Origin of the sequence: Amycolatopsis taiwanensis DSM 45107 (assembly GCF_000519205.1) — a bacterium.
Classification (GTDB): Bacteria; Actinomycetota; Actinomycetes; order Mycobacteriales; family Pseudonocardiaceae; genus Amycolatopsis_E; species Amycolatopsis_E taiwanensis.
Genome location: NZ_JAFB01000003.1, coordinates 449,499 through 475,705 on the forward strand (window position 1 = coordinate 449,499; position 26,207 = coordinate 475,705).

At 67.5% G+C, this 26,207-nt stretch carries 29 protein-coding genes; 11 read left to right on the forward strand and 18 right to left on the reverse strand.

The genetic code is table 11. The annotated features are described in order from the left end of the window. Positions 1-32: 32 nt before the first annotated feature. The 4 genes from A3CU_RS0102125 to A3CU_RS0102140 all read right to left on the reverse strand — a co-directional run bounded on the left by A3CU_RS0102125 (position 33) and on the right by A3CU_RS0102140 (position 3,648). Positions 33-875 (reverse strand): SAM-dependent methyltransferase, encoded by an 843-nt coding sequence (locus A3CU_RS0102125; protein ID WP_027940858.1) that lies wholly within the window; start codon positions 873-875, stop codon positions 33-35. Positions 876-941: 66 nt separating this feature from the next. After that, positions 942-1,799, reverse strand: coding sequence for a bifunctional 5,10-methylenetetrahydrofolate dehydrogenase/5,10-methenyltetrahydrofolate cyclohydrolase (locus A3CU_RS0102130; RefSeq protein WP_027940859.1), 858 nt, complete (start codon positions 1,797-1,799; stop codon positions 942-944). Positions 1,800-1,850: 51 nt separating this feature from the next. Next, positions 1,851-2,720, reverse strand: a complete 870-nt coding sequence (gene purU / locus A3CU_RS0102135) for a formyltetrahydrofolate deformylase (RefSeq protein WP_027940860.1) — start codon at positions 2,718-2,720, stop codon at positions 1,851-1,853. Positions 2,721-2,766: 46 nt separating this feature from the next. Beyond that, complete coding sequence (locus A3CU_RS0102140) at positions 2,767-3,648, reverse strand: methylenetetrahydrofolate reductase (RefSeq protein ID WP_027940861.1); 882 nt, start codon at positions 3,646-3,648, stop codon at positions 2,767-2,769. A 368-nt stretch (positions 3,649-4,016) separates the two neighbouring features. Between A3CU_RS0102140 and ligM the strand changes: the two genes are divergently transcribed. Then, complete coding sequence (gene ligM / locus A3CU_RS0102145) at positions 4,017-5,417, forward strand: vanillate/3-O-methylgallate O-demethylase (RefSeq protein ID WP_027940862.1); 1,401 nt, start codon at positions 4,017-4,019, stop codon at positions 5,415-5,417. Between the two features lie 87 nt (positions 5,418-5,504). On the opposite strand, the gene A3CU_RS0102150 is transcribed toward ligM, so the two are convergent. Next, the gene (locus A3CU_RS0102150) at positions 5,505-6,044 is read right to left on the reverse strand and encodes a DinB family protein (protein WP_027940863.1); all 540 of its coding nucleotides are present in this window, start codon (positions 6,042-6,044) and stop codon (positions 5,505-5,507) included. 424 nt (positions 6,045-6,468) lie between these two features. Here A3CU_RS0102150 and A3CU_RS0102155 point away from each other — a divergent pair, with 424 nt between their 5' ends. Further along, on the forward strand, positions 6,469-7,740 hold the full coding sequence (locus A3CU_RS0102155; RefSeq protein WP_027940864.1) for an HNH endonuclease signature motif containing protein: 1,272 nt from the start codon (positions 6,469-6,471) through the stop codon (positions 7,738-7,740). 206 nt (positions 7,741-7,946) lie between these two features. Next, the gene (locus A3CU_RS0102160) at positions 7,947-8,699 is read left to right on the forward strand and encodes a phosphotransferase family protein (RefSeq protein WP_027940865.1); all 753 of its coding nucleotides are present in this window, start codon (positions 7,947-7,949) and stop codon (positions 8,697-8,699) included. Here A3CU_RS0102160 and A3CU_RS0102165 read toward each other — a convergent pair. Beyond that, positions 8,696-9,385 (reverse strand): endonuclease V, encoded by a 690-nt coding sequence (locus A3CU_RS0102165; RefSeq protein ID WP_342668880.1) that lies wholly within the window; start codon positions 9,383-9,385, stop codon positions 8,696-8,698. The genes A3CU_RS0102160 and A3CU_RS0102165 overlap by 4 nt on opposite strands. Positions 9,386-9,476: 91 nt before the next feature. Here A3CU_RS0102165 and A3CU_RS43185 point away from each other — a divergent pair, with 91 nt between their 5' ends. The 4 genes from A3CU_RS43185 (at position 9,477) to A3CU_RS0102185 (ending at position 12,506) form a co-directional block, all read left to right on the forward strand. Continuing rightward, entirely contained in the window at positions 9,477-9,989 is a 513-nt protein-coding gene (locus tag A3CU_RS43185) for a GNAT family N-acetyltransferase (protein WP_052371377.1), read from the forward strand. Beyond that, entirely contained in the window at positions 9,986-10,771 is a 786-nt protein-coding gene (locus tag A3CU_RS43190; protein ID WP_052371378.1) for a hypothetical protein, read from the forward strand. The genes A3CU_RS43185 and A3CU_RS43190 overlap by 4 nt, the downstream gene beginning before the upstream one ends. A 362-nt stretch (positions 10,772-11,133) precedes the next feature. Continuing rightward, on the forward strand, positions 11,134-12,273 hold the full coding sequence (locus tag A3CU_RS0102180) for an inorganic phosphate transporter (protein ID WP_027940867.1): 1,140 nt from the start codon (positions 11,134-11,136) through the stop codon (positions 12,271-12,273). 11 nt (positions 12,274-12,284) lie between these two features. Beyond that, a complete protein-coding gene (locus A3CU_RS0102185; RefSeq protein ID WP_027940868.1) occupies positions 12,285-12,506 on the forward strand; it encodes a hypothetical protein in 222 nt (73 codons plus the stop codon). 53 nt (positions 12,507-12,559) lie between these two features. Here the strand turns inward: A3CU_RS0102185 and A3CU_RS0102190 are convergent, their stop codons facing one another. The 5 genes from A3CU_RS0102190 to pqqA all read right to left on the reverse strand — a co-directional run bounded on the left by A3CU_RS0102190 (position 12,560) and on the right by pqqA (position 14,659). Further along, positions 12,560-12,880 (reverse strand): type VII secretion target, encoded by a 321-nt coding sequence (locus A3CU_RS0102190; protein ID WP_027940869.1) that lies wholly within the window; start codon positions 12,878-12,880, stop codon positions 12,560-12,562. Between the two features lie 46 nt (positions 12,881-12,926). Next, on the reverse strand, positions 12,927-13,322 hold the full coding sequence (locus A3CU_RS0102195) for a radical SAM protein (RefSeq protein WP_027940870.1): 396 nt from the start codon (positions 13,320-13,322) through the stop codon (positions 12,927-12,929). Beyond that, the gene (pqqD, locus tag A3CU_RS43195) at positions 13,315-13,620 is read right to left on the reverse strand and encodes a pyrroloquinoline quinone biosynthesis peptide chaperone PqqD (protein ID WP_043840480.1); all 306 of its coding nucleotides are present in this window, start codon (positions 13,618-13,620) and stop codon (positions 13,315-13,317) included. The genes A3CU_RS0102195 and pqqD overlap by 8 nt, the downstream gene beginning before the upstream one ends. Beyond that, positions 13,592-14,278 (reverse strand): pyrroloquinoline-quinone synthase PqqC, encoded by a 687-nt coding sequence (gene pqqC / locus A3CU_RS0102205; RefSeq protein ID WP_027940871.1) that lies wholly within the window; start codon positions 14,276-14,278, stop codon positions 13,592-13,594. Before pqqC ends, pqqD begins: the two co-directional genes overlap by 29 nt. Positions 14,279-14,356: 78 nt before the next feature. Then, a complete protein-coding gene (pqqA, locus tag A3CU_RS54270) occupies positions 14,357-14,659 on the reverse strand; it encodes a pyrroloquinoline quinone precursor peptide PqqA (protein ID WP_043840481.1) in 303 nt (100 codons plus the stop codon). A gap of 531 nt (positions 14,660-15,190) precedes the next feature. Between pqqA and fdhA the strand changes: the two genes are divergently transcribed. Then, the gene (gene fdhA / locus A3CU_RS0102215; protein ID WP_245616848.1) at positions 15,191-16,390 is read left to right on the forward strand and encodes a formaldehyde dehydrogenase, glutathione-independent; all 1,200 of its coding nucleotides are present in this window, start codon (positions 15,191-15,193) and stop codon (positions 16,388-16,390) included. A gap of 22 nt (positions 16,391-16,412) precedes the next feature. Here fdhA and pqqB read toward each other — a convergent pair whose 3' ends face one another. The 3 genes from pqqB to A3CU_RS0102230 all read right to left on the reverse strand — a co-directional run bounded on the left by pqqB (position 16,413) and on the right by A3CU_RS0102230 (position 20,081). Further along, complete coding sequence (pqqB, locus tag A3CU_RS0102220; protein WP_027940874.1) at positions 16,413-17,306, reverse strand: pyrroloquinoline quinone biosynthesis protein PqqB; 894 nt, start codon at positions 17,304-17,306, stop codon at positions 16,413-16,415. Positions 17,307-17,458: 152 nt separating this feature from the next. Beyond that, positions 17,459-18,892: a DNA-binding protein gene (locus tag A3CU_RS0102225; protein ID WP_027940875.1), complete on the reverse strand. Its 1,434-nt coding sequence runs from the start codon at positions 18,890-18,892 to the stop codon at positions 17,459-17,461. Between the two features lie 169 nt (positions 18,893-19,061). Next, positions 19,062-20,081, reverse strand: a complete 1,020-nt coding sequence (locus A3CU_RS0102230; protein ID WP_027940876.1) for an amidohydrolase family protein — start codon at positions 20,079-20,081, stop codon at positions 19,062-19,064. Positions 20,082-20,241: 160 nt separating this feature from the next. On the opposite strand from A3CU_RS0102230, the gene A3CU_RS0102235 reads away from it, so the two are divergent. Both A3CU_RS0102235 and A3CU_RS0102240 read left to right on the forward strand, forming a co-directional pair. Next, complete coding sequence (locus A3CU_RS0102235) at positions 20,242-21,318, forward strand: 4-oxalomesaconate tautomerase (RefSeq protein ID WP_027940877.1); 1,077 nt, start codon at positions 20,242-20,244, stop codon at positions 21,316-21,318. A gap of 29 nt (positions 21,319-21,347) precedes the next feature. Further along, positions 21,348-22,304, forward strand: coding sequence for a catechol 2,3-dioxygenase (locus tag A3CU_RS0102240; protein ID WP_027940878.1), 957 nt, complete (start codon positions 21,348-21,350; stop codon positions 22,302-22,304). A gap of 57 nt (positions 22,305-22,361) precedes the next feature. On the opposite strand, the gene A3CU_RS0102245 is transcribed toward A3CU_RS0102240, so the two are convergent. From A3CU_RS0102245 to A3CU_RS52130, 3 genes are all read right to left on the reverse strand, one after another. Then, on the reverse strand, positions 22,362-23,519 hold the full coding sequence (locus A3CU_RS0102245; protein WP_027940879.1) for a methyltransferase: 1,158 nt from the start codon (positions 23,517-23,519) through the stop codon (positions 22,362-22,364). Between the two features lie 210 nt (positions 23,520-23,729). Beyond that, entirely contained in the window at positions 23,730-24,569 is an 840-nt protein-coding gene (locus A3CU_RS0102250; protein WP_425388210.1) for an SAM-dependent methyltransferase, read from the reverse strand. Between the two features lie 31 nt (positions 24,570-24,600). Next, on the reverse strand, positions 24,601-24,771 hold the full coding sequence (locus tag A3CU_RS52130) for a hypothetical protein (RefSeq protein ID WP_156960194.1): 171 nt from the start codon (positions 24,769-24,771) through the stop codon (positions 24,601-24,603). 1 nt (position 24,772) lies between these two features. On the opposite strand from A3CU_RS52130, the gene A3CU_RS0102260 reads away from it, so the two are divergent. Next, positions 24,773-25,177, forward strand: a complete 405-nt coding sequence (locus A3CU_RS0102260; RefSeq protein WP_027940881.1) for a PIN domain-containing protein — start codon at positions 24,773-24,775, stop codon at positions 25,175-25,177. Between the two features lie 24 nt (positions 25,178-25,201). Here the strand turns inward: A3CU_RS0102260 and sbnA are convergent, their stop codons facing one another. Then, the gene (sbnA, locus tag A3CU_RS43205; protein ID WP_043840482.1) at positions 25,202-26,188 is read right to left on the reverse strand and encodes a 2,3-diaminopropionate biosynthesis protein SbnA; all 987 of its coding nucleotides are present in this window, start codon (positions 26,186-26,188) and stop codon (positions 25,202-25,204) included. Positions 26,189-26,207: the final 19 nt, after the last annotated feature.

Here is a 26,207-nt window from a genome sequence, read left to right on the forward strand (position 1 = left end):
GCTCGGCCGGAGCCGACCATCCAATTACCCAGCTAGGGTTTGCGCGCGACGCCACCGATGACGCGGGACTCCGACGGTGCGTCGGCGAACACCGTGGTCTCGTCGGGATACCAGGCCGGTGCGTAGACCAGGCCAGGCGACAGGAGTTCCCAGCCGTCGAAGAACCGCGCGAACTCCTCCCTGGTGCGCAGTTGGGCGGGGTTCGTCGTGCCGTCGTAATAGGCGACGAGCGCGGCGAGGTTGTCCCGTTCCTGCTCGGTCCGCGGGTTCTCGTTCGTCATCTGCGACAGCACGATCAGCGAACCCGGGGCGAGGACGGCGCGGCAGTGGTCCAGTGCGGCTTCCGGCCGGTCGGAATCCCGGATGAAGTGCAGCACCGCATTGACCACCAGGGCCAGCGGCTGGCCGAGGTCGATCACCCCGGCCTCGGCCACGCGTTCCCACATTTCCGCCGGCCGCAGGAAGTCGGCCGCGATCGCCTTGTGCCGCAGGGGGTCGGCGGACTCGGCGAGCAGCAGGGTCGAATGCGCCAGCGCGATCGGCTCGTTGTCGACGTAGACGACCCGGACGTCGTGTTCGGGGCGGACTTCGTCGGCGACTTCGTGCACGTTGCCCGCGGTCGGCAGCCCGGAGCCGACGTCCACGAACTGCCGGACGCCCAGCTCCACGCACCGGCGCACGGTGCGGCGCAGGAACTGCCGGCTCGTCCGCATGTAGTCGGGCAGCAGCGGCACCACCGCACGCACCTTCTGCGCGAACGCGCGGTCGATCGCGTAGTTCATCGTGCCGCCGAGGAAGTAGTCATATACGCGGGCGGCCGAGGGTCGGTCCAGACTGCCTTCGATGTCGCGAAGCGCCTTGTCACGGTCGGTCATGGAATGCGGGCTCCTTGTCGCCGCGCCCCATGCTATCGGTACCGGCTGCGCGCTCGCGTCCGAACCTCAGGTCCCGAGGTGGCCTGCGGATCCGTGCTCGCGTGCCGCCTTGATCGTCTGCGCGAGCAGGGTGGCGATCGTCATCGGCCCGACGCCACCGGGCACCGGGGTGATGAGCGACGCCCGTTCGGCCGCCGCCGCATATTCCACGTCGCCCTTGTTGCCGGCATAACCGGCGTCGACGACGACGGCACCGGGCTTGATCCACTCGCCACGGATCAGTTCCGGCCGCCCTACCGCCGCCACCAGCACGTCCGCCTGGGCGACGAGGTCGGCCAGGCCCACGGTCCGGGAGTGACAGTAGGTGACCGTCGCATCCCGCGTCAGCAACAGCATGCCGACGGGCTTGCCGAGGATCGGGCTACGCCCGACCACCACGGCGTGCTTTCCGGACAGCGGAACGTCGTAGGCATCCAGCAGTGCCATGATCCCGCCCGGGGTCGCCGACCGAAAGCCGCCTTCGTCGAACGCCATGGTGGCGAACGAGGTGCGGGTGACGCCGTCGACGTCCTTCGACGGGGCGATGGCCTCGAACGCCGCACGCTCGTCGATATGGCCGGGCACGGGATGCTGCAACAGAATCCCGTCGACCTCGGGGTCGTCGGACAGCTCCCGGATCTTGTTGACCAGCGTTTCCGTGCTGATGGTCTCGTCGAGCTCGATACGCTGCGACCGCATGCCGACCTTCGCGCAACGGCTGGCCTTCATGCGGACGTAGGTGTGGGAGGCGGGGTCGTCGCCCACCAGCACCGTTGCCAGTACCGGAACGCGGCCGTGCGAGCCGACGAACTCCGCCACCTCGCGCTGAACGCGTTCGAGTATCGCGGCGGAAACGGCGCGCCCGTCCAGAATCTGCGCGGTCAATCGATCTCCTCGGCAGGCTAGGTGGTGTTTCAAGCGGCGGAGCCGCTGTCTCTAGAAGACAACGGTGGTGTTGCCGTCCCGGATGACGCGATCCTCGCAGTGCCAGGCCACCGCCCGGGCCAACACCAGCCGCTCCACGTCCGCGCCCTTGCGCTGCAGCTCGCGCGCGGTGTCCCGGTGCGAGACGCGGATCACGTCCTGCTCGATGATCGGGCCCTCGTCGAGATCTTCGGTCACGTAGTGGGCGGTCGCGCCGATCAGCTTCACGCCGCGCTCCTTCGCCCGCTGGTACGGCCCGGCGCCCATGAAGGCCGGGAGGAACGAGTGGTGGATGTTGATCACGGGCATGCCGACCTCGTCCAGGAACTCGCCGGAGATGATCTGCATGTAGCGGGCCAGGACGAGCAGGTCGGCGTTGCCCTTGAGCAGGTTCAACTGCTCCTTCTCGGCGACCGCCTTGTTGTCCTTCTCCACCGGCACGTGGAAGAACGGGACGTCGAACTGCCGGACCTCGTCTCCGAGGTCGGCGTGGTTCGACACCACCATCGGGACGATCATCGGCAGCTCGCCGCGCCGCTGCCGCCACAGCAGGTCGAGCAGGCAGTGATCCATTTTGGACACGAAGATGGCGACCCGCTTGCGCTTCTTCGCCTCGACGAGCCGGAAGTCGAGCTCCAGTTCCCCGGTCAGCTTGGCCTCCAGCGCGGCGTTCAGCGCATCCATCCGCGCGGACAGGCCGGGCAGGTGGAAGACGGTGCGCTGGAAGAACCGCCCGCCGGACGGGTCGCTCGAGGACTGGTCGAGCGAGACGATGTTGGCCCCCTGGTCGGTGAGCACGCTCGACACGGTGGCCACGATCCCCGGGCGGTCCGCGCCTTGCACGATGAGGCGACCGTAGTCGTTGTCGTTCAGCTCACTCATGTATGTCCCTTCGCGAGTCCGCGCGCCACCGCGATGGTGGTGTGTGTCACTGCCGGCCGTCCTTTTCGGAGATCGCGGCCAGCAGTTCCTGCCGCCACACTTCAGTCTTCCGCAGCTCATTGAAAGTGAAGATGTGCAGGCCGCGGATGTTGCTGGTGACTTTCGACACGGCGGTGCCGAGACGCTTGGCCAGCTTCGTGGGGTTGTAGCCACCCGGTAACAGGAACCGCCACAGCAGGCTCTGCTGCTTCTGCAGGAACCGGGCCGAGGCGCCAAGGCCGATCCCGGCCGAGATCCGGATCAGCTTCTGCCGGTTCACCGGCCCCGGCATTCCGACATGGACCGGCGGGTTGATGCCGGAGGCGGCGAGACCCGCGGCCCACGTGGCGGTCGTGGTGGCGTCGAAGCAGATCTGCGTGAGGATCCGGGTCGCCGTCGTCGCCTTCCGCTTCAGGGCGAGTTCGAGCGCGTCCCGCGGGATGGCCGCGTGGCCTTCCGGGTAACCGCCGATGCCGATCTCCTCGAAGGGATGCCCCACCGCCTCCATCGCCTGGAGCAGCGCATATGCCTCGGTGAACTCGCCGACGGGCTTCGCGTCCCCGCCGATGACGAAGACCGAACGGAAGCCGCCCTCACGAAGACGGGCCACCACGTCGGCGACGTGCTTCTGGTCGACGAACTGCCGCGCCGGCAGGTGCGGCGCCACGGTGTATCCGTGCCCCAGCAGGCGTTCGGCGAGATCCAGGGTGGTGTCGATCCCCTTCGCCTCCGTGACCGTGACCGTGAGCGGGACGGTGATCGGCACGTTCTCGACCACGTCGCGCTCGGTGTTCCTGAACGGCATCACCTCATAACTCATGTTGTGTACCAGATCGGCGAGATTCGAATGCCGGCGCCTGGAGCCGGCGGCCTCCCGCTGCGTGGTCATGGGTTCTCCTCGCGTCGCCAACATCGCCCGTAATCAGTAGAGCCGAACGGAGATCGCGTTTCCTCGGGCATCGGGGCAGAGTTGTGCACGACAAATGACCGAGGCATTCGCGCGATTGTCCTACCCGGCCGGCCGGAACCCCCGGGCGAAGTGTGCCGGACGTCACTTCGCCGCGAGGCGCCCGCTAAGCCGCCGGCCAGCGCGAACGCCCCAAACGCAGCGGCGGCCTTACGTCAAATGACGCATTCGCCCTAGCCGGTTACGGCAGTGCCACACCAGCCATTTCTCTATGTCATCCGACACTCGCAATGCGTAGCTTATTGCTGAATGGAATCGCCGATGGCGCCGCAGGGAGAACGGGTAGGTAGATGAGCGCTAAGAACCTGCAGGAAGTGTTGGACCAAGCGGGTAACACGGTGGAACTGCTCCGGAACTCGCAGCTCGGGGCCTACATCTACCCGGTCGTCCCGGCGGAGTTCACGAACTGGCGCCGTGAGACGATCGCATGGGCCTCCTCGGCGGTACTGTTCGACCAGACGCACCACATGGTCAACCTGTTCGTGTCGGGGCCGGACGCGCTGAAGCTGATCACCGACACCGGGATCAACAGCACGGCCAAGTTTCCGGTCGACACCGCGAAGCAGTTCGTCCCGGTCTCCCCCGAGGGCGGCGTCATCGGCGACGGCATCCTGTTCCACCTGGCCGAAGAGGAGTACGTGTTCGTCGGCCGCGCCCCGGTGGCGAACTATCTACAGTGGACGGGCAGTTCGGGCTACAACCTCGACATCCGGCTCGACCAGCGCTCGCCGATGCGGCCCTACGGCCTCCCGGTCAAGCGAGACCTGTGGCGCTTCCAGATCCAGGGCCCGAACGCGTGGAAGATCATCGAGAAACTCAACGGAGCTCCCGTCGAGCAGGTGAAGTTCTTCCGTATGGGCTACATGACCATCGCCGGCGAGCGGGTCCGCTGGCTGCGCCACGGCATGGCGGGTGCTCCGGGCCTGGAGATCTGGGGTCCCTACGACAGCTACTTCAAGATCCGCGACACGATCCTCGAGGCGGGACAGGAGTTCGGGATCGAGCCGTGCGGTTCGCGCGCCTACTCGTGCAACACCCTCGAGTCCGGCTGGATCCCCTCGCCGCTGCCGGCGGTCTACACCCACGAGGATCTTCGCCCGTACCGGGAATGGCTGGGCGCGGACAGCTACGAGGCGACCAACGCGATCGCCGGCAGCTTCGTGTCCGACAAGATCGAGGACTACTACCTGAACCCGTGGGAGCTCGGCTACGGCACCTTCGTCAAGTTCGACCACGACTTCGTCGGACGGGACGCGCTGGCGGCCGTCGACCCGGCGGCCCAGCGGCGCAAGGTGACGCTCGCCTGGAACGCCGAGGACGTCGCCAAGGCCCTGTCCTACCTGGTCGACGACGGCCCCGACTACCAGTTCTTCGACCTGCCCAACGCCAACTACGGCTCGTCCAACTTCGATTCGGTGCTGGACGCGGATGGCAACGTCGTCGGACTGTCCCTGTTCACCGGATACAGCACGAACGAGCGCAAGGTGCTCTCCCTCGCCACGGTGAACCCCGACGTCCCGCTCGGCGCCGAGGTGAAGGTGGTCTGGGGCGAACCGGACGGCGGCAGCCGCAAGACCACCGTGCAGCCGCACGAACAGCTGGCGGTGCGGGCGATCGTGAGCCCGGCCCCGTACTCGGCGATGGCGCGCGAGACCTACCACCCCGGCTGGCGCACCGCGGTCAAGGCCTGATCCGCGGTGGTACCGGCTCTCCCCCAGGCCGGCGCCCCCGGGCCGGGTGGTGACCTAGCCTCCGCCACCCGGCCCGCTCCTTGACGGCTACTCCCCGGTGAGCCCGTCCACCGACTCCCGGATGAGGTCCGCATGACCGTTGTGCCGCGCGTACTCCTCGATCATGTGGACCAGGATCCAGCGCAGGTTCGGCGTCCGGCCGTCGCGCCAGCCCCGCCGGGCCGGCTGTGCCAGGTCGCCGTCCGTCAGCGCCTGGCCGACCAGGGCGCGTGAGCGGTCCACGGCGTCCTGCCAGAGCGCGAAGAGCTGCTCCGGGGTGTCGTCGGCGGCCGAGTGCCAGTCCCAGTCGGGGTCGGCCTTCCAGTCCACCGTGTCCCACGGCGCTTCACAGTCCCGCCCGGACAAGAAGCGAGCGAACCAGTGCGTCTCGACGTAGGCCAGGTGCTTGAGCATCCCGCCCAGGGTGATCGGCGACACGCCGACGGTAGCGCGCAAGCCGGCCGCGTCGAGCCCCGAACACTTCCAGGCCAGGGTGGCCCGGTGAAAGTCGAGGAAGCCCAGGAGGGTGGCGGTCTCGTCCGCCGCGACGGGCGGCTCCGGCCGCCCGTGCTCGTCCAAGTCGGTCATGGCGGCCAAACCTACCGGAGCGAAGAGGAGGCAAGCCACCGCAAAACCGGTCTCTCGCCCGGTAGGTATTTGCGCTCCACATGAACCGAGGGCCTTGACCGACCAACAAGGAGTCCCACGGTACTCCACGTCGACATGGAACAACACACGCGAGAAACCGGCCCACGCATCCTGCTCAGTGAAACCAACTCAACCGGATAAAGCTTCACTGCCGCTGAAGCCCTTGCGATCGGCCGCGCCCTGGTCAAGGTCGGGCGACTCGCCGCCGAAGCGCCCTGACCGAACCTCCGCGACCGGGCGGAAGCGCTGTCCGCTCGCGGTGCCGTGATTCTGTCCTTTCTTGCGGATGCTTGCGTTGATCCTGCTCGGCGCGTTAACTCGAACGTGTGTCGAACGTACGTCCTAAAGTTGATAGGATAGTGGCATGTCCGAGGTGGCTCCCGTTTCCCGGTTGTGGCAGGTTCCCGATGGGGACCTGACCGCGCTGTTGTTGGCGTGTGAGCAAAAGCTGCGGACCGGCTACGCCGAGATGCTCGCGATCGTGGGCGAGAGCGAGCAGCGCGGGCTGGGCAAGTCCTTGGGATTCAAGGACACCTCCGCGTTCCTGACGGATGCGTTGCGGATTTCCGCGCGGGAAGCCAAACAACGCATCGACCACGCCGCGGCCACCATGGCATCCTCGTCGCTGACCGGGGTGCCGCAACCCCCGCCGCAGGCCGCCACCGGCGACGCCCTCACCGCCGGGGACATCAACGCAGAACACGTCCAGGCGATAACCACGACTATGCAGGCGTGCCCGGCTGGGATTCCGGTTGAGCAGCGCGAGGCGGATGAGCGGATTCTGGTGGAGCTGGCTCGACAGGCCGGGCCGGAGGCGGTACGGAAAGCCGGTCGTCGGTTGCGCGCTCTCTGGGACCAGGACACCGCACCCCCCGAGGACAAGGACCGCGAGCAGGCCCATCCGCTTCGTCGGTTGGACATCACGCGCCGCAAAGACGGCAGCATCCGCTTCAGCGGTGAACTCGACCCCGAAACCGCCGAAGAACTCGACGGGCTACTCGGGCCACTGGCCAAACCACACAAGAACCCCGAAACCGGCGAACACGACACCCGCAGCCCCGCCGAACGAGCAGGAGACGCCCTCGCCGAAATCATCACCCTCGCCGCCCGCTGCGACGAACTGGCGACCCAGGGCGGCGAGCGCGCCGTGATGATCGTGTCCATCACCCTCGCCGAACTCGAGAACCGCGCCCGGCACGCCCTCCTCGACATCCCCGGGATATCCAGCGTCGACGGGCTCCGGCGCCTGGCCTGTGAGGCCAAGGTGGTGCCCGCGATCTTCGGCAACAAAGCCACACCCCTGTATGTCGGCGATGCTTCCCGGTTCGCCACCCCCGCCCAACGCCGCTACCTCGCCGCACGAGACCGCGGATGCGCCTTTCCCGGCTGCACTCGCGGTCCTAAATGGACGACACCGCATCACGTGGCGCCCTGGTCAACGGATAAACGCACCGACGCCGACAATCTCGTGCTCCTGTGCGGCCGGCATCACCGGGTGATCCACCACACGCAGTGGGAGGTAAGGATGAACGGGCATCTGCCCGAATTCATCCCACCACCCTGGATCGGCAAAGAGCGAAAACCCATGCGCAACCTCGCGCACACCACCCCACCCCGGTACCAACAAGCCGCATAACCCCACAGTGTCAGCGCCCGACAGACACCGTCGCCCGGGCGCTGGCCCTGTCGTGTACAACCTGACAAGGTCAAAGTGGGCGGGTCGGGAGTTGGCGTGGCTTTCATTGATCGGCGGTAGGGCACGGAGTTGTCGCCGTTGGGATCGATGAATCGGCACGCGATAAACCCGGCGACTTCGACGGTCATCCCGGGATACTGGCCGCCATGGAAGAGGTCAAGGTCGTCGTCGCCCATTCCGAGCGCGCGACCCTGCGCGTCGGCGACGTGTTTCTGAAGGTGGACGGTGACCAGACGCGCATCGACGTCGAGGTCGAGGCGATGGCCCTGGCGCCGGTCCCGACCCCGGAGGTCCTGTGGCGCAAGCCACCCGTGCTCGCGATCGCCGCGGTCCCGGGGACGGCGCTCGGCCGCCTCGGCGAGCCGTCGACCGCGTCGCCGGCGGCGTGGGCCGCGGCGGGTGCCGCCATCCGGAAGTTGCACGACGCGCCGTTGCCGCCGTGGCCCGGCCGGGGCCCCGACGAGTTGGCGGCGGATCTCGACGGCGAGTGCGAGTGGCTCGTGGCGAACGGCGTCCTACCCGCCGACCTGGTCACGCGCAACTACCAGGTCGCCGCGGCCGCGCTCCGGCCGTGGACTCCGGTGTTCACACACGGCGATCTGCAGCTCACTCACGTGTTCGTGGACGGTGACGAGATCACCGGCGTCATCGACTGGTCCGAGGCGGGCCAGGGTGATGCCCTGTTCGACCTCGCCACCTTGACGCTCGGACACGAGGAGCACCTCGACGACGTCGTCGCCGGCTATGGCACCGACGTCGATCTCGACATGATCCGCGCGTGGTGGTCGTTGCGAAGCCTGCTGGCGGTTCGCTGGCTGGTCGAGCACGGCTTCGACCCGTCCGCGCCGGGCTGTGAGGTCGACGTACTGAGATCCAACGTCTTCACCCGAAACAACTAGGAACGTAAAGCCCGCCGCGAGAGTTGATCGGCATGGCGAACGGGTTCCGGGATGCGGTAACGAGGACTGAGGTCGAGCACGGTCATCACGGCTGTGGTCGGCTCGATCAGATGTCCGGCCGAAACGAATACCGGCTTGACCTCCGCCCGGGTTCGCACCGCATAGCCGACGACCTCGCCGTCATGCCTGATGGGTGTCCGGGATCCCCGCTCGGGCCCGGGATCGGAGAAAACACCGACGAAATTGTTCTTCGCCACCCCGATGGTGGGAAGGCCGGTAACCAGGCCAACATGGCATGCGAGCCCGAACCGGCGTACGTGCGCAACACCGTGCCCGTCGCAGATGACGACGTCCGGGATGGTCGACACCTTTCGCATGGCTTCGATCAGCGGCGGCAATTCCCGGAAGGCGAAAAGGCCGGGTACGTAAGGAAAACTCACGGTACCGGTGACGACGTACTCCTCCAGTATCGTGAAATCGTCCGCCTTCAGCACGACCGCCGCCGCCGCGATTCGCGAAGAGGAATCGTCGTAGGTGACGTCCAACCCGAGAACGGTACGCACGGGGTCCGCGATTCTGCCGCCCAGCTTCACCAACCGGCGGAGACTGAGTTGCAAATCGACCGCTTCGGCGAGGCTCGCCGGCCATGTTTGAGGCTCGTCAACGTTCAAGAGAGCATTCCCCACGCGGAAAACATCACGCTACGGATTGTAGTAAGCCTCATTCGACGTCGGAAACCGCTTGATGCCGTACTCTGGGTCATGTCACGATTGCGCTGTGTTCACCGTTCGCAGTGCTGAGCCCGCCGACGCCGCTGGTTGTGCCGCTATCGCGCGAGGATCACCCGACTATTTCACCGACTATGCCGTCACGGAAATCGCGACCGAGGCAACGAGTCAGCCGACCTGGATCGCGGCTGACGGCGACGACCTCGCCGGGTTCGCGATCGTCGACCGCCGGTCTCCACGTGCCGCGGAGATCCTCTGGATGGCCGTCGCGGCGCCGCTGCGCGGTGGAGGCATCGGCACGCTGCTGCTGGGCCACGTGCTGCGCGATCTCGCCGAGACCGGGGTCCAGGTAGTGGAGGTCAAAACGCTCGACGCCAGCGCTGGGTACGAGCCTTACCGGGCCACTCGCGCCTTCTGGGAGCGACGCGGCTTCATCCACGTCGACACGATCGATCCCCCGCCCGGCTGGGAACCGGGAAACCCCGCAGCGATCTACATCGCCGCGCTCGCGCCCACTCGGCGGGGAACACAGGACGACGGTGGGCGGTTGCACTCCATGTGAGCAGGCTTGGACCATCCACGGACTACGCTGCCGCGCGCCGTCGCGCGATCCTGGCCCAGGTGCGGGCCGCGATCGCCAGCCGGCAGCACGACCCGGCCGCGCTGATGACGTTAGACGACGTCGTCGCCGCGCTCGGCTTCACCAGTGTCTCGGGCAGCCGGCGCACCGAGGTTCCGGCTGAAGCGATCATCGGCACGATGGCCCGCCGCGACGAATTCGATCGCGAGTTCCGCCCCCGCACGACGAGGGTGCGCGACCGGTGGCTGCGGGTGGCCGGCGCCGTCGAAGCCGGAGAGGTCCTGCCACCGGTCGAGCTGACCCGGGTCGGGGACATGTACTTCGTCCGGGACGGGCATCATCGGGTCGCGGTGGCCAAGGCGCTGGGCCACCCGGTCGTCGACGCTCATGTGCGGCGACTGTGCACCGTGGCGTTCGGGATGCTGTGCCTGCAGTTGAAGCACCTGCCGAGCAAGGCGGCCGAGCGGCTGTTCCTGGAGCGGGTCCCGCTACCCGACGACGTCCGGACCAAGTTGTGGCTGGACGACCCCGCGGACTGGATGCGGCTGGCCGACTCGGCGGAGGCATGGGGATTCCGCAGCGGCATGACCGCCGCCACCGAGCGCGAACGCCGGGTCTTCGCCGAAGCATGGTGGACCGGCGAAGTGCTGCCGTCGCTTGCGGCACATCCGGACGTGCAGTGCCAGTATGAGGTCCAACGCTATGTCACCCTGCTGCATCGACGGCAACGCACGCCAGCGCGGCCTAGCAATCCAGCGCGATGATCAGGTCCGAGGGTCCTTTTAGGACTGTGGCGGGGTTCGCGTGCTCGCCATCCATGTGCTGCGGCATTTGACCGTATCCGTGCCTTCCGTCAGCACTTGATCACCGACATCGACGACCGGCCCGCCCAGCACCGGCGCTCACCCAATTCGTCGATGACATTACGACAATTAGCGATGAGTAAAGCGGTATTGATCAACACAACCGCCCTTCACTGCTGCCGGCCCACGGGCCAGAGCATTTTCGAAACTTAATAAGTCCGATACTCGTGGTTACGGCAATTGGTGGCTGTGGGCTGGGCTGCGTTACGCAAGACTCCGGCACAGTGGTTGTTTCGCTGGTCAACCTCCTGGGGGTCGGACCCTTGCATATTCCACTGATCGTGGTGGTCGTGGTGATCACCGCGCTCGTTATGGATTTCACCTGCGGCTTTCACGAATGCTCGGACGCGGTGGCCACGTCCGTGGCCACCGGTGCGTTCCGGCCACTCGTCGCGGTCGGTGTCGCCGCAGTGGGAAACCTCATCGGCGCGTTGCTGTCCACCAAGATCGCGTTGACGATCTCCAACGGCATCGTGGACGACACCAAGATCACACCGACGGTCATCTTCGCCGGCCTGGTCGCCGTGATCATCTGGAACCTGGTCACCTGGGTGGTCGGCCTGCCCTCGAGCACGACACATGCGCTCTACGGCGGGCTGATCGGAGCGACCGTGGTCGCGGTCGGCATGGGCGGTGTGCATTTCGCGAAGGTCGCCAGCACGTTCCTGATCCCCGCCATCGCGGCTCCGGTGATCGCGGGCATCGTGACACTCATCGGCACCCGGATCTCCTACCGCATGACCCGCGGAGCCAGTGATCGGGTCGCCACCAGGGCGTATCGGGCCGGGCAGATGGTGTCGGCATCGATGATGTCGCTGGCACACGGCAGCAACGACGGACAGAAGACCATGGGCGTGATCACCCTGGCGCTGGTGACATCACACCTGTTGCCGCACAACTCCCACCCGCCGTTGTGGGTCATCCTGTCGGCGGCGGTCGGGATCGGAGCGGGCACGTTCTTCGGTGGCTGGCGCATCATCCGGACCGTGGGCAAACGCCTCACCGATTTGCGGAGCCCGCAGGGTTTCGTCGCGGAATCGGCTTCCACGGCGGTCGTGCTCGCCTCGGGCCATCTCGGTCTCGCGCTGTCCACCACGCATGTCTCCGGTGGAGCGGTGATCGGTTCCGGGCTGGGCAGGCGGGGTGCGGCGGTCCGTTGGAGCGTCGCAGGCAGGCTTTTGCTGACGTGGTTGGTGACGGTTCCCGCCGCGGCCATCGTGGCCGGTATCGCGGTTCCGGTGGCTTCCGCCGGCGCGGTGGGCACCGGAGTGGTCGCGGCCATCACCGTCGCGGTGGGCATCGTGACGTACCTGCTGTCCCGGCGAAACCCGGTCAATTCCGGAAACGTCAACGACGTGCCCGCGGTGCAACCGGCGGGCACACAGGAAACCGCCCCGGCCTGAGGGGAGAAGTGATGCAAATCGCCGGCGCGATCGGTTCGATCGCGGCCACCTCGCTGGCTGCGGTCATCGCCGTGGTCGTCCTGTTCGGGCTCGGCGTGCTGGGTATATCCCGGTACGAAACGGCACGCGCCAACGGCAGCCGCGGGTTGCTCAATGCTGTCGGCGCGGGAGCCGCTTTTATGGTCTGCCTCGCCATTGCGGTGTTCGGCCTGTACCTGATCGTCGTGAAGTAAGCGACCAGCACCTGAAGGGTGAGGACCGGCTCCCCCTTGACGACCCCCAACCCTCACTTCGCGTCGCCCAGTTCCCGCCAGAAGTCCCGGAGCACGTCGACGATCGCCCGCTCGACGTCGCCGTAGCGGCCGGCCGCGCGAGCCAGGTCGTTGCTGGTGGTGTGCAGGGTCTGCGCGGACCTCGTCAGTTCCGTCTCCCACGCGTCGGCGCAGTCGCCCAGCGCCTGGCTGGCCGCCCAGCCCCCGGCCGCGCCGCTGTCGACCAGATGTGGCGCGTGCGCGCGGACGTCGGCATGCAGTTGGTTGCCGATCCGGCCCGCCGCCCCGGCGGCCTCGCGAAGTGCGGCGGGATCGACGTGAATGTGATCCGTCATGTCGTCAGGATGTCCCGCACCGCTCCAAAACCGGTACAACCGCTGCTCAAGCACTGCCCTGGCCCGGGCGCTGAGCGTAGGCCCGGGGGGTGAGTGCAGGTTCACCCGGCTGTCCCGGCTCGTTGGCCGCCCGGACGGCCGCGTTGAGCTGTTCCGCCCGGCGCCGCGAAAGGCCGAGCCCGCTGGTCACGAGATTCGTGTACAGGCCCAGCTCGTGCGCGGTGCCGACGATGTCCACCACGTCGTGGCGCTGCAGTGGCTCGCCGCCCGAGAAATGTGCCTGCAGGACGCCCAGATCCCGCGCCTCTTCCAGCACCCGCTGCCACTGCCCGGTCGTCATCTCGTCCCGGTAACCGTCGAGGTCGATGGGGTTCGAGCAGTATCCACAATGGAGCGGGCAGGCGTAGGTGAGCTCCGCGACCAGTCCGAACGGTCTAGTCACGGCCGGCCTCCAGGTATCGCCGGGCGGCCAGCCGGGTGAGGAAATTCCGCACCTCGTCGACGATCACGTGGTCGTACCGGCGACTCAGCTCCCGCACGATCCCGGCCAACGTCGACTGCCCCTGGCACAACCGGAGCACCGCCGCGCCGGTCGCGTTCAGGACCATCACGGATTCCGGAGCCAGCAGCACGTGGTGCCCTCGCACCTCGTCGAACACCAACCGAACATGGGCGGAAAGCCTCGGGCGCGCCGAGAGCGGTAGTGAATTCTCAGTCGGGGTAACCTCGGTCGATGGCATCCAGCACGCTCCACAGGACGTCGCATTTGAAGGAGAGCGCCTGGATGGCGCGTTCTTGTTCGCCGATCGAGCGGCATCGTTCGGTGACCACTTCGAGCGCGTGTTCCGCGTCGCGGGGCGCCTGCTGCAGCCGGGCCCGGAAATAGGCGAGTCCGTCGCTTTCGATCCACGGATACGAACGCTCGAAGGCCGCGATCCGCTCGGCCATGAGATCGGGTGCGAACAGCTCGGTCAGCGACGACGCCACCGCCTCCACCCACGGCCGGGTGCGGGCGAAGTTCACGTAGGCATCAACGGCGAAACGCACGCCGGGAAGAAGGTGGCGCTGGTCCCACAGCTCCTTGCGGGGCAGCCCGACGGCCTCGCCGAGCCGCAGCCACGCCTCGATGCCGCCCTCCTGGCCGGCCGTGCCGTCGTGGTCGGTGATGCGCCGGATCCAGCGCCGCCGGACGTCGGGTTCGGGACAGTTGGCCAGGATCGCGGCATCCTTGCGGGGAATGCTTTCCTGATAATAGAAGCGGTTCGCCACCCATCCCTGGATCTGTCGCCGGTTCAGCCGCCCCTCGTTCATCTTGACGTGAAAGGGATGCCGGTCGTGATAGCGCTGAGAATGGGCGCGCAGCGCCGCGACGAAACTTTCCGTGCCGGACGAAGTCACATCAGCCCTTTCCTCGGCTTTCTCGGTGATGCGCCAAGTGTGGAGGGATGCCGGATTCCGGCATCCCTCCGTGGCCCGTCAGTCCTCCAGCCGGGCGACGTACATGGTCACCTCGGGTGCGACCCCGATCTCCTCGAACTCCGGGGCCTCCCACACTTCGGCGGCTTCCATCGCTTCACACCTCCTCTCTCGCGAGGATCGCGGCGCCAGCCTCAAACAGTCACTGGTCCGGGAGGGCGCGTTGAACTCGCCCGACGGCGTGCCGCAGAAGACGAGGTCGCCGGCCATGGCCAGCACCGAGGACGAGATCGGCAGGTGCCAGCTCCAACGCCACACCTCTTCACTCGTGGCCGCGTCGAACGCCTTGACCTGGCCCGCCATGTCGTCGGTGGGCGACCAGCCTGCCCAGCGTCGCCCGATTCTGCCGGTCCAGCCCGATCTCGCTTATCAGACCGGAAAGTTCCCGCTCGGCGGTTGCCACCGGCCTCACCTCCAACCCCGAGTTACCGTGTGAAATGAGAATTCAGCGCCCACGTGCCATTATGCGAAATTACCGGGGCGTCACCACCGTAGATAAACGACGTTATATCCGCTCCATCACCGCGGCATCAACGAACTTGTGCGGAACGGAACCCCACGGGCAACAAGCGGCGGTCACCGGGCAACCACCGGTCGGCGTACCGGGGCAACGCCGGCGCCGCGCGGTCCCATTGCCGCTGGTTCGCCGGCGGCCACCGTTCGTTGCCGCCTTGCTACCGCTGATCCCCGATTCCTTGCCAGACTCGCCGCTGGCGCAATACTTTCCGCCCGAAACGGCCGCGAGTCGAACCGTGTACCTGCGCGAGTTGAACGTGGGTTGCCGCGAGGTGAACCCATCACGGCGAAGAGAGGATTCCGATGCCAGGAAACCGCGTGGTTGTCTACAAAGGACCGGGAACGGTCGGGGTCGAGACGATCGACTACCCGAAGCTCGAACTGCCCGACGACGTCGTCAACGGGCTCGGCGTGCCGAAGAAGGCTCCGCACGCCGCGATCCTGAAGCTGGTTTCCACCAATATCTGCGGCAGCGACCAGCACATGGTGCGCGGTCGCACCACCGCTCCCGTCGGGCAGAGCCTTGGCCACGAGATCACCGGCGAGGTGGTCGAGACCGGTGAGGACGTGCTGTTCGTCAAGCCGGGCGACATCTGCTCGGTTCCCTTCAACATCGCGTGCGGGCGCTGCCGGATGTGCAACGAGGGCAAGACCGGGATCTGCCTCAACGTCAACCCGGCGCGGCCCGGTGCCGCCTACGGCTATGTCGACATGGGTGGCTGGATCGGCGGCCAGGCGGAGTACGTGATGGTGCCCTTCGCCGACTTCAACCTGTTGCGCTTTCCCGACCGCGACCAGGCGCTGGAAAAGATCCTCGACCTGACCATGCTGTCGGACATCTTCCCGACGGGCTACCACGGCGCCTACACCGCCGGGGTCACCACCGGTTCCACCGTCTACGTGGCCGGTGCCGGCCCGGTCGGGCTCGCCGCCGCGCACGCCGCGCAGTTGCTCGGCGCGTCGGCGGTGATCGTCGGAGACATGATCCCCGAGCGGCTCGCCCAGGCGCGCAGCTTCGGGTGCGAGACGGTGGACCTGCGCGAGTCCGCCGAACTCGCCGACATGATCGAGCAGATCGTGGGCGAGCCGGTGGTCGACGCCGCCGTGGACGCGGTCGGGTTCGAGGCCCGCGGGCACGGCGACGGTGCCGCCGAGCAACCGGCCACGGTACTCAACGACGTCATGACCATCGCGCGGGCGGGCGCGTCACTGGGCATTCCCGGCCTGTACGTGACCGGGGACCCGGGCGGCGTCGACGAGCACGCCAAGGTCGGTCAGCTCGGCGTGCGCATCGGGCTCGGCTGGGCGAAGTCGCATTCCTTCACCACCGGCCAGTGCCCTGTCAAGAAGTACAACCGGCAGCTGATGAACCTGATCCTGTCCGGCAAGGCGCAGATCGCCAAGGCGGTCAACGCCACCGTCATCACACTCGACGACGCCCCGCGCGGATACGCCGAGTTCGACGGCGGCGCGGCCAAGAAGTACGTCATCGATCCCCACCGCATGGTCGCCGCCTAGGGAAATCCGGCCTGGGGTGCAATTACAGTTGCACTTCCAGGCCGGCCAGGCCGACCTCGATGCCCATGGACGTGATCAGCGCGTGCTCGGGTGAGGTCCGGTCGAGGATCGGGTTCGTGTTGTTGATGTGGGTGAACACCTTGCGCTTGGCCGGCAGCTGGGCGAGCCGCGTCAGCGAGCCGTGCTCGCCGCCGATGGGCAGGTGGCCCATGTCCCGCGCGGTGCGGGTCCCGCCACTGACGCGCGGCATTTCGTCGTCGGTGAAGAACGTGCCGTCGACCATCACACAGTCGACGGCTTCGGCCCACGCCGCGAAGTCCTCGTCCCAGCGCGGCACCGTCGGCGCGTACACCGCCGTGCCTCCGGTGACGGTGTCCCGCAGGTGATACGCGACTTCCCAGTCATCGAACGCCTTCGGCTCGCGCACGTAGCGTGGTGGTTTCCGGCCCGTCGGAAACGCGGTCACTCGCAATCGCCCGTCGAGATCGAAGCCTACCCCGCTTTCGATTTCGTGCCAGGACAGTGCCGCGTAATCGGCGAGCAGATCCCGGACCGGGAAGTCGTTCGCGAGCGTGCCCAGTACCGGCGCCGTCCCGTAGACGGTCAGCGGCGAACCCTCTCTCAGGATCAGCAGCCCGATCGTGTGGTCGAACTCGGCGTCACTGAGCAGCACACCGGCGACCGGGGTGTCGCGCGGCCCGGGGCCGGGATGCAGGAACGGTGTCGCCGCGATCTGGTGATGGACGTCCGGAGTGGCGTTGAGCAGGTACCAGCGCGTTCCGTCGCCGGACACCGCGAGGCTCGCGTGCAGCGATGCTGTTTCCGGGTGGCGGCGAGCCCTGCGGCAGCCCGGGCAGGCACAGTTCCACTGTGGATAGCCGCCGCCGGCCGCGGCGCCCAGGGATCGAAGCAACATCCGCCGGTTACCCTCCCTTCACAGCCCGCTGTTGTCCGGGCGGCGTGGCTACGATGGCTGAGTCCGGCCGGTCCGGCAACAACCGGACCCCCAGTGGCGTGCTTTTCCGCACGAACGGACGACCACCGCCAACGAACGGTACCCGGCAGGTTTCACACGCCGAGCAGGCGGCGTACCTCGGCGGTGTGACTGCGCGAGACCGGGATGAACTCGGGTGCCCGAGGGTCGGTGATCAGGAGCAGCTCCCCCTTGACCCCGCGCTCCAGTTCCGCGACCCTGCGCAGGTTCACGACGAACCGGCGGTGCACACGGCAGAAGCCGAACGGCCGCAACTCGCGTGCCATGTTGTCGAGCCCCCGGGTGGCCGCCTGCACCTTCCCGCGGTCGGTGTTCAGCCATACCGTGTTCCGGTCGGCCTCGGCGTAGCGAATCTCCGCGGGCGAGAGCACGACGACGCGGTCCTTACGAACGCCGATGACACGTTGCGGCATCGGCAAGGCAGGCGGCTCGCCGGGGTTCTCGTAGCGCTCGTCGCCGTTCTGAGAGCCGAATTCGCACAGTATGCCGATGATGCGGTTGGCCGCGAGGATCGGCCGGAGGCTCACCGGCACGACCGCGTCGGGTTCGGTCCCGGACAGGCGGGCCCGTCCTGTCCACTGTGGATCCGTCAGCGAACGCTTGGTCGCCCAGCCGAGTACGGTGGACAGCTCGGGCCAGTCGGGCCGGGCGCGGTCGGACACCTCGACCCTCGGCGCGGCCGCCGGCAGGCCGAGCGTTGACTGGGCGGTCTCGTCCGCGACGATGGCCCGCCCGCCGAGATCGAACCCGGCGAAGGAACCGCCACCGTTGCGAGAGCTGAGGTCGGTCACCCGCTCGACGACGATCTTGCCCTCCCACACCACGCGACGCCGGATCTCAGCCTCCACGCCCGCCACCGACCTCGCCAGCCACGACGTCACCTGCGCCGGGATACCCGCCGACCAGCGGGACACGTTGATCATCGCGACCGGGGAGTCCGTGACCACGTCGCGGATCGCGATGGCGGCACAGGACCAGTGGTGGAACCCCTCGCACCAATGCTCCGGTCCGGTCACCGTGATCGGACCCCGGCTTTCCAGCGCGGTACCCATCCCGTTGGTACCCGTCGTGTTCTCCGCCCACGCCGACCACGGGGCGAGATTGCTCTTCTCCGCGTGCGCCCGCACCGCGGGATCGCCCCAGGAAGCGAGGACGCGGCCACGACCGTCCGCCACGGCGACGATGCCGTGCTCTCCCTCCAGCCGCTGCCCCGCCGTCGCGGCGATGCCGCCCAACTCGGCCAGCAGGACGTCGTGGTCCAGCCGGTGGTCGGTGTGGTCGGAGGCGCCCGGCGCGGCCTCGAGGTTCGGATCGACATCGTAGGTGTCGCGGCACCGGTACCACGACGCCAGGATCTGCGGCCGGACACCCCGCACGCTCGCCTCACCCGAGGTGAAACTCTCCCACGCGCGAGCGATGGTGCTGCGGTCGTTCGTGCCCGAGGTTTGTCCGGTCTTCCGAGTGCGACGACTGGTCGTGCGCTGCAGGGTGACAGGCGGGTCCGTCATCCGACCTCCTTGTCATAGATGCCGATACCGACCGCAGTGAAGCGCCAACGGTGACCCCAGTCACACGCTAACGCCGACCGGCATCTCACTCAAGGAGCATCGGGCACCGAACTCCGGACGGCACCGGCCGGGGAAGGCGGATCGTGTCCACTATGGACAATAGGCGCGGCTATCGGCCGCTCGCCTTCAACGCCTTGTCGAGCCGGGGATAGACGCGGCGGATGTTGTGCTCGTAGACCTTGGCCGCATCCCCGGCTGGAAGGCACAACGCGTCGACATAGCGGCGGGTTTCGTCGAAGTAATGGCCGGTCGCCGGGTCGATGCCGCGCACCGCGCCGACCATTTCCGAACCGAACAAAATGTTGTCCACGCCGATCACCTCGAACAGCAGGTTCATGCCCGGCTGGTGATACACGCAGGTGTCGAAGAAGACATTGCGCATCACGTGCTCGGCCGGCGCCGGCCGGCCGAGCATGTCGGCCAGGCCGCGATAACGGCCCCAGTGGTAGGGCACCGCTCCCCCGCCGTGCGGGATCACGAACCGCAGCCCGGGCAGGTCGCCGAACAGTTCGCCCTGCAGGAACTGCATGAACGCGGTGGTGTCCGCGTTGAGATAGGCCGCACCGGTGGCGTGGAAGTTCGGGTTCGCCGACGCCGACACGTGCACCATCGCGGGCACATCGAGCTCGATCATGGCTTCGTAGAACGGGTACCAGCTCTTGTCGGTCAGCGGCGGCGAGGTCCAGTGCCCACCGCTGGGGTCGGGGTTGAGGTTGCAGCCGACGAAGCCGAGTTCGAGCACGCAGCGCCGCAGTTCGGCGATCGAGTGCTCGATCGACACGCCGGGTGACTGCGGCAGCTGGCACACCCCGATGAACCGGTCGGGGAAGAGCAAGACGACCCGGTGGATCAGGTCGTTGCAGGCCCGCGCCCAGGCCGCGCTGACCGCTTCGTCGCCGATGTGGTGGGCCATGGCCGACGCGCGCGGCGAGAACACGGTCACATCGACGCCGCGTTCGTTCATCAGCCGCAGCTGGTTGCCTTCGATCGACTCGCGGATCTCGTCGTCACCGATGCCGGGATAGGCCGGCGGCGTGGTTCCCGCGTCGAACGCGGCCCGCTGCGCCTCCCGCCAGGAGGTGTGCGCGGCCGGGGCCGTGGTGTAGTGGCCGTGGCAGTCGATGATCACCTGTGTCCCTCCATTTCGGACGGTGTGCGCGCCGGGCGGCGCCGCCCCGGACACCGAACGTAACCACCTCGCCGGGATCGTCTCAACGATGTCCTACGAAATTGTTGACGATTTTGTCCGAGGTTGCCTACGGTAGAGGACGCCGAGGAGAGGAGCGGGCATGTCGCGTGCTTCGATCAGCGGTGTGCCGTGCATGCTCATGCGGGGCGGCACGTCCAAGGGAGCGTACTTCCTCGCCGGCGACCTGCCCATCGATCCCGCCGAACGCGACGAAATGCTGTTGCGGATCATGGGCAGCCCCGATCCGGGGCAGCTCGACGGCATCGGCGGGGCGCACCCGCTGACCAGCAAGGTCGCGGTGATCTCCCCGAGCGCCGGGCCGGACGCCGACGTGGATTACCTGTTCCTGCAGGTGGCCGTCGACGAGGCGACCGTGTCCGACCGGCAGAACTGCGGCAACATCCTGGCCGGCGTCGGGCCGTTCGCGATCGAACGCGGCCTGGTGTCGCCCGGACCCGAGCACACGACCGTACGGATCAGGATGGTCAACTCGGGCAGCATCGCGGTCGCGCACATCGCGACGCCCGGCGGTGTGGTCCGGTACTCCGGCGACACCGCGATCTCCGGCGTGCCCGGGACAGCGGCGCCGGTCGTGCTCGACTTCACCGGCACCGAAGGCTCGGCGGGGTCCGGGCTGCTTCCGACCGGCCACGTGACCGACGAGATCGACGGGCTGCGGGTCACCTGCGTCGACAACGGCATGCCGGTCGTCGTGGCCTACGCCAAGGACTTCGGGCTCACCGGATACGAGCCGGTGGACCAACTCGAGGCCGACGACGCGCTGGGAGACCGCGTGCAGTCGCTGCGATTGCGGGCGGCCGAGCTGATGGGGCTCGGTGACGTGCGGGAGAGCTCGGTCCCCAAGACGACGCTGGTGGCGCCGCCCGCGGACGGCGGCACGATCTGTACCCGGACGTTCATCCCGCTGCGGCCGCACACCTCGATCGGTGTGCTCGGTGCGGTCAGCGTGGTCACGGCGATCCTGCTCGACGGTGCCGTCGGCCACGACGTCGCACACATACCCGACGGCGCGACCAGGTTCGACGTCGAGCACCCGAGCGGGCACGTCCAGGTCGAGGTCGAGGTCGACGCCCGGGCCGGCCCGCCCCGCGTGCGGCGCAGCGGTGTCGTGCGCACCGCCCGGAAACTGTTCGACGGCACCGTGTTTCCCCGATAACAGGGCTTCCCCGACCACAGGAGCGTTACATGGCCCCGACACACGAGATCGCCCACCTCGGCCACGTCGAGCTCTTGACCCCCGAGCCGGAACGCAGCCTGTGGTTCTTCACCGACATCCTGGGCATGACCGAGAACGGCCGCGACGGCGATTCGGTCTACCTGCGCACCTACGACGACTACGAGCAGTACAGCCTGATCCTCACCGGGCACGAGACGTCGGGCCTCCGGCGCACCGCGCTGCGCACCTCCAGTCAGGAAAACCTGGACCGGCTCGCGAAACGCGCGGAGCAGGCCGGCCGCGGTGTCGCCCGGCTACCGGCCGCCGCCGGGATCGGCCCCAGCTACCTGTGCACCGACCCGGACGGGCACGAGATCCAGCTGTACTGGGAGACCGAGTGGTACCAGGCGCCGGAGGAGCTACGTCCGGCACTGAAGAACCAGCCGCAGGCGTTTCCGGGCCACGGTGTGGGCGTGCGGCGGCTGGACCACGTCAACTACCTGGCCGCCGAGGTCGAGCCGAACGGCGCCTTCGTCCGTGACGTGCTCGGCGGTGCCGTCAGTGAGCAGATCATGAACGACGACGGGTCGATCCCCGCCCAGTGGCTCCACTTCACCAACAAATCCTATGAGTTGGTCTACACCAGCGACTGGACCGGCAGCCGGGGCCGGCTGCACCACATCGCGTTCGCGACCAACGCCCGTGAGGACATTCTGCGCGCCGCCGACATCTGCCTGGAAAACGGCGTGTTCATCGAGACCGGCCCGCACAAGCACGCGATCCAGCAGACGTTCTTCCTCTACGTGTACGAGCCGGGCGGCAACCGCATCGAACTGTGCAACCCGCTGACCAGGCTGATCCTCGCCCCCGACTGGAAGACGATCACCTGGACCCAGGGGGAACGCGCCAAGGGCCAGGCGTGGGGCCTGAAGACCATCGAGTCCTTCCACACGCACGGCACCCCACCGGTAGCCGCGAACACCTGAGTGTCCGCGGCGGACTTCGCCCCGGACCGAACGCTGAGTCCGTCAGCGCATCGTTGCCTATGCGACCGAGTTCCGCACCAAGCGCCACAGTGAGGTGACTTCACGTCGTCGGGCTTCATGAAGTGGATCGGTGGCGTCCTTGGCCCGCGGGTGCCGCGGGGAGGTGTCGTATCGGGCGGCGACCCGAAGGCCGGCAGCGGCGATCCGGGTGAGGAGTTCATCGCGGGTCCGCAGTCGGAGGCGCTCGGCGAGATCGGACAGGACGAGCCATCCCTCACCGGCCGGGGTGAGGTGGTCCCGGAGACCGCCCAGGAAACGGTGGAGCATGGCGCATTCGGGGTCGTAGATTCCGAGTTCCAGAGCAGAGGCCGGCCGTGCGGGAAGCCAGGGCGGGTTGCACACGATCAGGTCGGCCCGCCCGCTCGGCCACAGGTCGGCCTCGACAATCCGCACTCGATTGGCAAGGCCGAGATGGTGCATGTTCGCGCGTGCGCAGGTCACCGCGCGGGGGTTGATATCGGTGGCCACCACCCTCGAGCCCCGTCGGGCGAGGACCGCGGCGAGCACTCCGGTGCCGGTACCGAGATCGAATGCGAGCGGCCGCTCCGACCCCGACGGGAATGGTGCTCGGGCGACGAGATCGACGTACTCGCCACGGACCGGTGAGAAGACGCCGTAGTCCGGGTAAATGCGTGCGTCCAGAGCAGGAACGTCGACGCCTTTCTGGTGCCATTGGTAGGCACTGAGCACGCCGAGGAGTTCAGGCAGCGACACACACATCCGCCCGGTGTCGCTGTTGATCGGGTCATCGGTGAATGCGCCGTACGCGTGGTCGCAGGCCTGCCGCACGTCCGGCGCACGACGCAGCCGGAGGGTGTGACCGGGCTCCAACAGGACCAGCAGCCTCCCGAGCAGTTTCGCCCGCTCGGCCCGCACAGCCCGATGGCTGTGGAAGAGGGCCGCCGCATCGCTTCCCGCCACGATGGCGTGGGGGCTTCGTTGCAGACGGCGGTCCAAAGCCCGCATGAGCTGGCGGGCATTGTGGAAATCACCTCGCCAGAGCAGACTCGTGCCGGCCCTGGCCAGACGGTAAGCGGCTTTCGCGGTGATGTGATCGTCGACAACGACAACGCGGGCGGGCGCCGGGGCCGCATTCTCGGAATGCCAGCGGGCAGCCAAGAACGATCCGTTCTCGGCCCAGCTGATCGTGGGCATGAGGTACTCCTGTGGGAACGAAGGTGCCTTGGGCCGGCGACGCTTCGATACAGGAGTACAGCAGGGATTACGCGCTGATCAGCACGATGACAGAACGGATCACTCCCGCGTCGAAGCGTGGGAGCGGTGATCGCCTAACACCATGCCCATGACCACGGTCGATCCTTCCGTCGTACGTCCCCATAATCGCAGAGGTTCACCCGGACAGGGTCAAGGTTTGCGCGCGACACCCGCCATGATCCGCGACTTCGACGGGGCATCCGCGAACGCCTGGCCCGCCACGGGATGCCACGCCGGGGCGTAGACCAGGCCGGGCTCCACCATCTCCCAGTCGGCGAAGAACCGCCCAAACTCCTCGAAGGTGCGAAACTGTCCGGGGTTGGTGGTGCCCTCGTAGTACTGGGCCAGGTCGAGCAGCGCCTGCCGCTCTTCGTCGTCTGCCGGGTTCTCGTCGGTCAGCTGGCACAACACCAGCATCGAGCCCGGGGCGGCCTTCTCACGGTAGAACGCGAGCGCCTCGTAGGGCCCCTGCTCATCCTTGACGAAGTGCAGGACCGCGTTGATCAGCAGCACGATCGGCTGGTCGGGGTCGATGATTCCGGTTGCGAGGACTCGCTTCCACAGGTCTCGCGGCTGGAGCAGGTCGGCGGCGATGGCCACGTGGCGCTCGGGGTCGGCGGTGTCGGCCAGCAGGATCTGCGAGTGCGCGAGCGCGATGGGTTCGTTGTCGATGTAGACGACGCGCGTGTCGTGCTCGGGCCGGGTTTCGTCGGCGACCTCGTGCACGTTGCCCGCCGTGGGCAGCCCGGAGCCGATGTCCACGAACTGCGTGATCCCGGCCTGCGCGCAGTGGCGGACCGCCCGGCCCAGGAACTGCCGGCAGGTGACCGCGGACTTGGGTATCAACGGCAGGCGCGCGGCCACCTTCTTCCCGAACTCTTCGTCGATCGCGTAGTGGTGAGTGCCACCGATGAAGTAGTCGTACACCCGTGCCGCGGAGGGTTTGTCGAGGCTGTCCTGAACGGCCCGCAACACTTCGTCATCCGCCATGATCGAAATCATGCCACAACCGAGAGAAGCGTCACCATATGGGGACGATCTTCACCAACCGGATAAGCGCAAGCTTTCGGCTGAAGAACTGGTGGCCAGGCACAGGACGCTGCCGCACGTCGACTTTGCCCGCATGCGCGCGGAGGCCGACGAGTTCTTCGGCACCGAAGACCGCGTCGGCGATGCCCCGGGGATCGACCACCGTGGCTCAGCGTCGACGGTCCGGCGTACTCGATACCTGTGTCTACCTGGACCTCGCCACGATCGACCCGGCGATCCTGCCGAACGTCCCGAAGATCACGGCGGTCACACTGGCCGAACTAAATCAGGGCGTGGCGATGGCCAGAGACCCGGCCGTCCGCGCGGCTCGCATCGAGCAGTTGGGGGCCGCGCTGGCCGGCTTTGACGCTTTGCCGTTCGACGACATGGCAGCTGCCCGGTACGGCACGTTGGTCTCCATGACGATTGCCGCGCGGCGGGATCCCCGGCCCCGCCGGATGGACCTGATGATCGGTGCCATCGCTTCGGTCCGGGACCTGCCGCTTTACACACGCAACGTGTGCGACTTCAGCGGCCCGGAACGCGCTCTCACCGTCATTCCGGTGTAGTCGCCGGGCGGGGCCGGTCGCGGATCATCCGGATCGGGCGCTGTCGGCCATCGCGTAGGCACTGAGCACGTCTTCGCCATAGATGTCCCGCAGCCAGTTCGTCTGGTACACCGTGTCCAGGTAGCGCTCCCCGAGGTCCGGCGCGATCGCGACCGCGGTCAGTCCGCCGGCGTCGTGCTGGGTGAGCCAGTCCACCGCGCCCCGGACGACCGTGCCGGTGGAGCCGCCGAACAGGAATCCCCGGCTGGCCAGCAGGTGGCACATGCGGATGGTGTCGGGTTCCTCGACCCAGGTCACGTCATCCACATAGGACTCGTTCAGCAGCGGCGGCCGGACGCTGGTGCCCAGGCCCGGAATCATGCGGCGGCCGGGCAGGCCACCGAAGATCACCGAGCCGACGCTGTCGACCGCGATGGTGTGCACGCGGGGGCGCCACTGACGGAAGTAGCGTGCGCAGCCCATCAGCGTTCCGGTGGTGCCGGTGCCGACGAAGAGCACGTCGAGGTCGGGGAACTGGCGCGCGATCGAGGGCGCGGTCGTGTGGTAGTGGACCTTCCAGTTGTTCGAGTTGGCGTACTGGTTGAGCCAGACGTAACGGCTGTCGGAGGCGCACAGTGCGCGCACGTACTCGATGCGGGCGCCGAGGAGATCGCCGTCGGCATCGGGTTCGGTGATGACGTGAACCTCGCTGCCCAGCGCTTCCATCAGGCGCCGGGTGGACAGGTTGCAACGCGAATCGGTCACGCACACGAACTGGTAGCCCTTGCTTGCGGTCAGCATGCTCAGCGCCACGCCGAGGTTTCCGGACGAGGACTCGACCAGGATCGAGCCCGGTATGAGCACGCCTTCGGCCTCGGCGGCCTCGACCATGGCGACCGCGGCCTTCAGCTTCACCGAGCCGGCGAAGTTGAAGCCCTCGCACTTGAGGAAGAGCGAATGTCCCAGCAGTGGCTGCAGATCCACGTAGAGCTCTTCTTCATTGAATTCTTCGGGAACGGAGATGACTGGCACAATCCCTCCTCAGCTGCTC

Excerpts from the sequence above, each read along its gene's own strand:
- A3CU_RS0102160 (WP_027940865.1), top strand. The coding sequence starts at position 7,947 with ATGGAAGAGGTCAAGGTCGTCGTCGCCCATTCCGAGCGCGCGACCCTG.
- A3CU_RS0102245 (WP_027940879.1), bottom strand. The coding sequence starts at position 23,519 with ATGCCCACGATCAGCTGGGCCGAGAACGGATCGTTCTTGGCTGCCCGC.
- purU (WP_027940860.1), bottom strand. The coding sequence starts at position 2,720 with ATGAGTGAGCTGAACGACAACGACTACGGTCGCCTCATCGTGCAAGGC.
- pqqD (WP_043840480.1), bottom strand. The coding sequence starts at position 13,620 with ATGCCATCGACCGAGGTTACCCCGACTGAGAATTCACTACCGCTCTCG.
- A3CU_RS0102190 (WP_027940869.1), bottom strand. The coding sequence starts at position 12,880 with ATGACGGATCACATTCACGTCGATCCCGCCGCACTTCGCGAGGCCGCC.
- A3CU_RS0102155 (WP_027940864.1), top strand. The coding sequence starts at position 6,469 with ATGTCCGAGGTGGCTCCCGTTTCCCGGTTGTGGCAGGTTCCCGATGGG.
- pqqB (WP_027940874.1), bottom strand. The coding sequence starts at position 17,306 with ATGTTGCTTCGATCCCTGGGCGCCGCGGCCGGCGGCGGCTATCCACAG.
- A3CU_RS0102150 (WP_027940863.1), bottom strand. The coding sequence starts at position 6,044 with ATGACCGACTTGGACGAGCACGGGCGGCCGGAGCCGCCCGTCGCGGCG.
- A3CU_RS0102140 (WP_027940861.1), bottom strand. The coding sequence starts at position 3,648 with ATGACCACGCAGCGGGAGGCCGCCGGCTCCAGGCGCCGGCATTCGAAT.
- pqqA (WP_043840481.1), bottom strand. The coding sequence starts at position 14,659 with ATGGCGGGCCAGGTCAAGGCGTTCGACGCGGCCACGAGTGAAGAGGTG.
- A3CU_RS0102185 (WP_027940868.1), top strand. The coding sequence starts at position 12,285 with ATGCAAATCGCCGGCGCGATCGGTTCGATCGCGGCCACCTCGCTGGCT.
- A3CU_RS0102250 (WP_425388210.1), bottom strand. The coding sequence starts at position 24,569 with ATGGCGGATGACGAAGTGTTGCGGGCCGTTCAGGACAGCCTCGACAAA.
- A3CU_RS0102225 (WP_027940875.1), bottom strand. The coding sequence starts at position 18,892 with ATGACGGACCCGCCTGTCACCCTGCAGCGCACGACCAGTCGTCGCACT.
- A3CU_RS0102240 (WP_027940878.1), top strand. The coding sequence starts at position 21,348 with ATGGCCCCGACACACGAGATCGCCCACCTCGGCCACGTCGAGCTCTTG.
- A3CU_RS0102235 (WP_027940877.1), top strand. The coding sequence starts at position 20,242 with ATGTCGCGTGCTTCGATCAGCGGTGTGCCGTGCATGCTCATGCGGGGC.
- ligM (WP_027940862.1), top strand. The coding sequence starts at position 4,017 with ATGAGCGCTAAGAACCTGCAGGAAGTGTTGGACCAAGCGGGTAACACG.
- A3CU_RS0102125 (WP_027940858.1), bottom strand. The coding sequence starts at position 875 with ATGACCGACCGTGACAAGGCGCTTCGCGACATCGAAGGCAGTCTGGAC.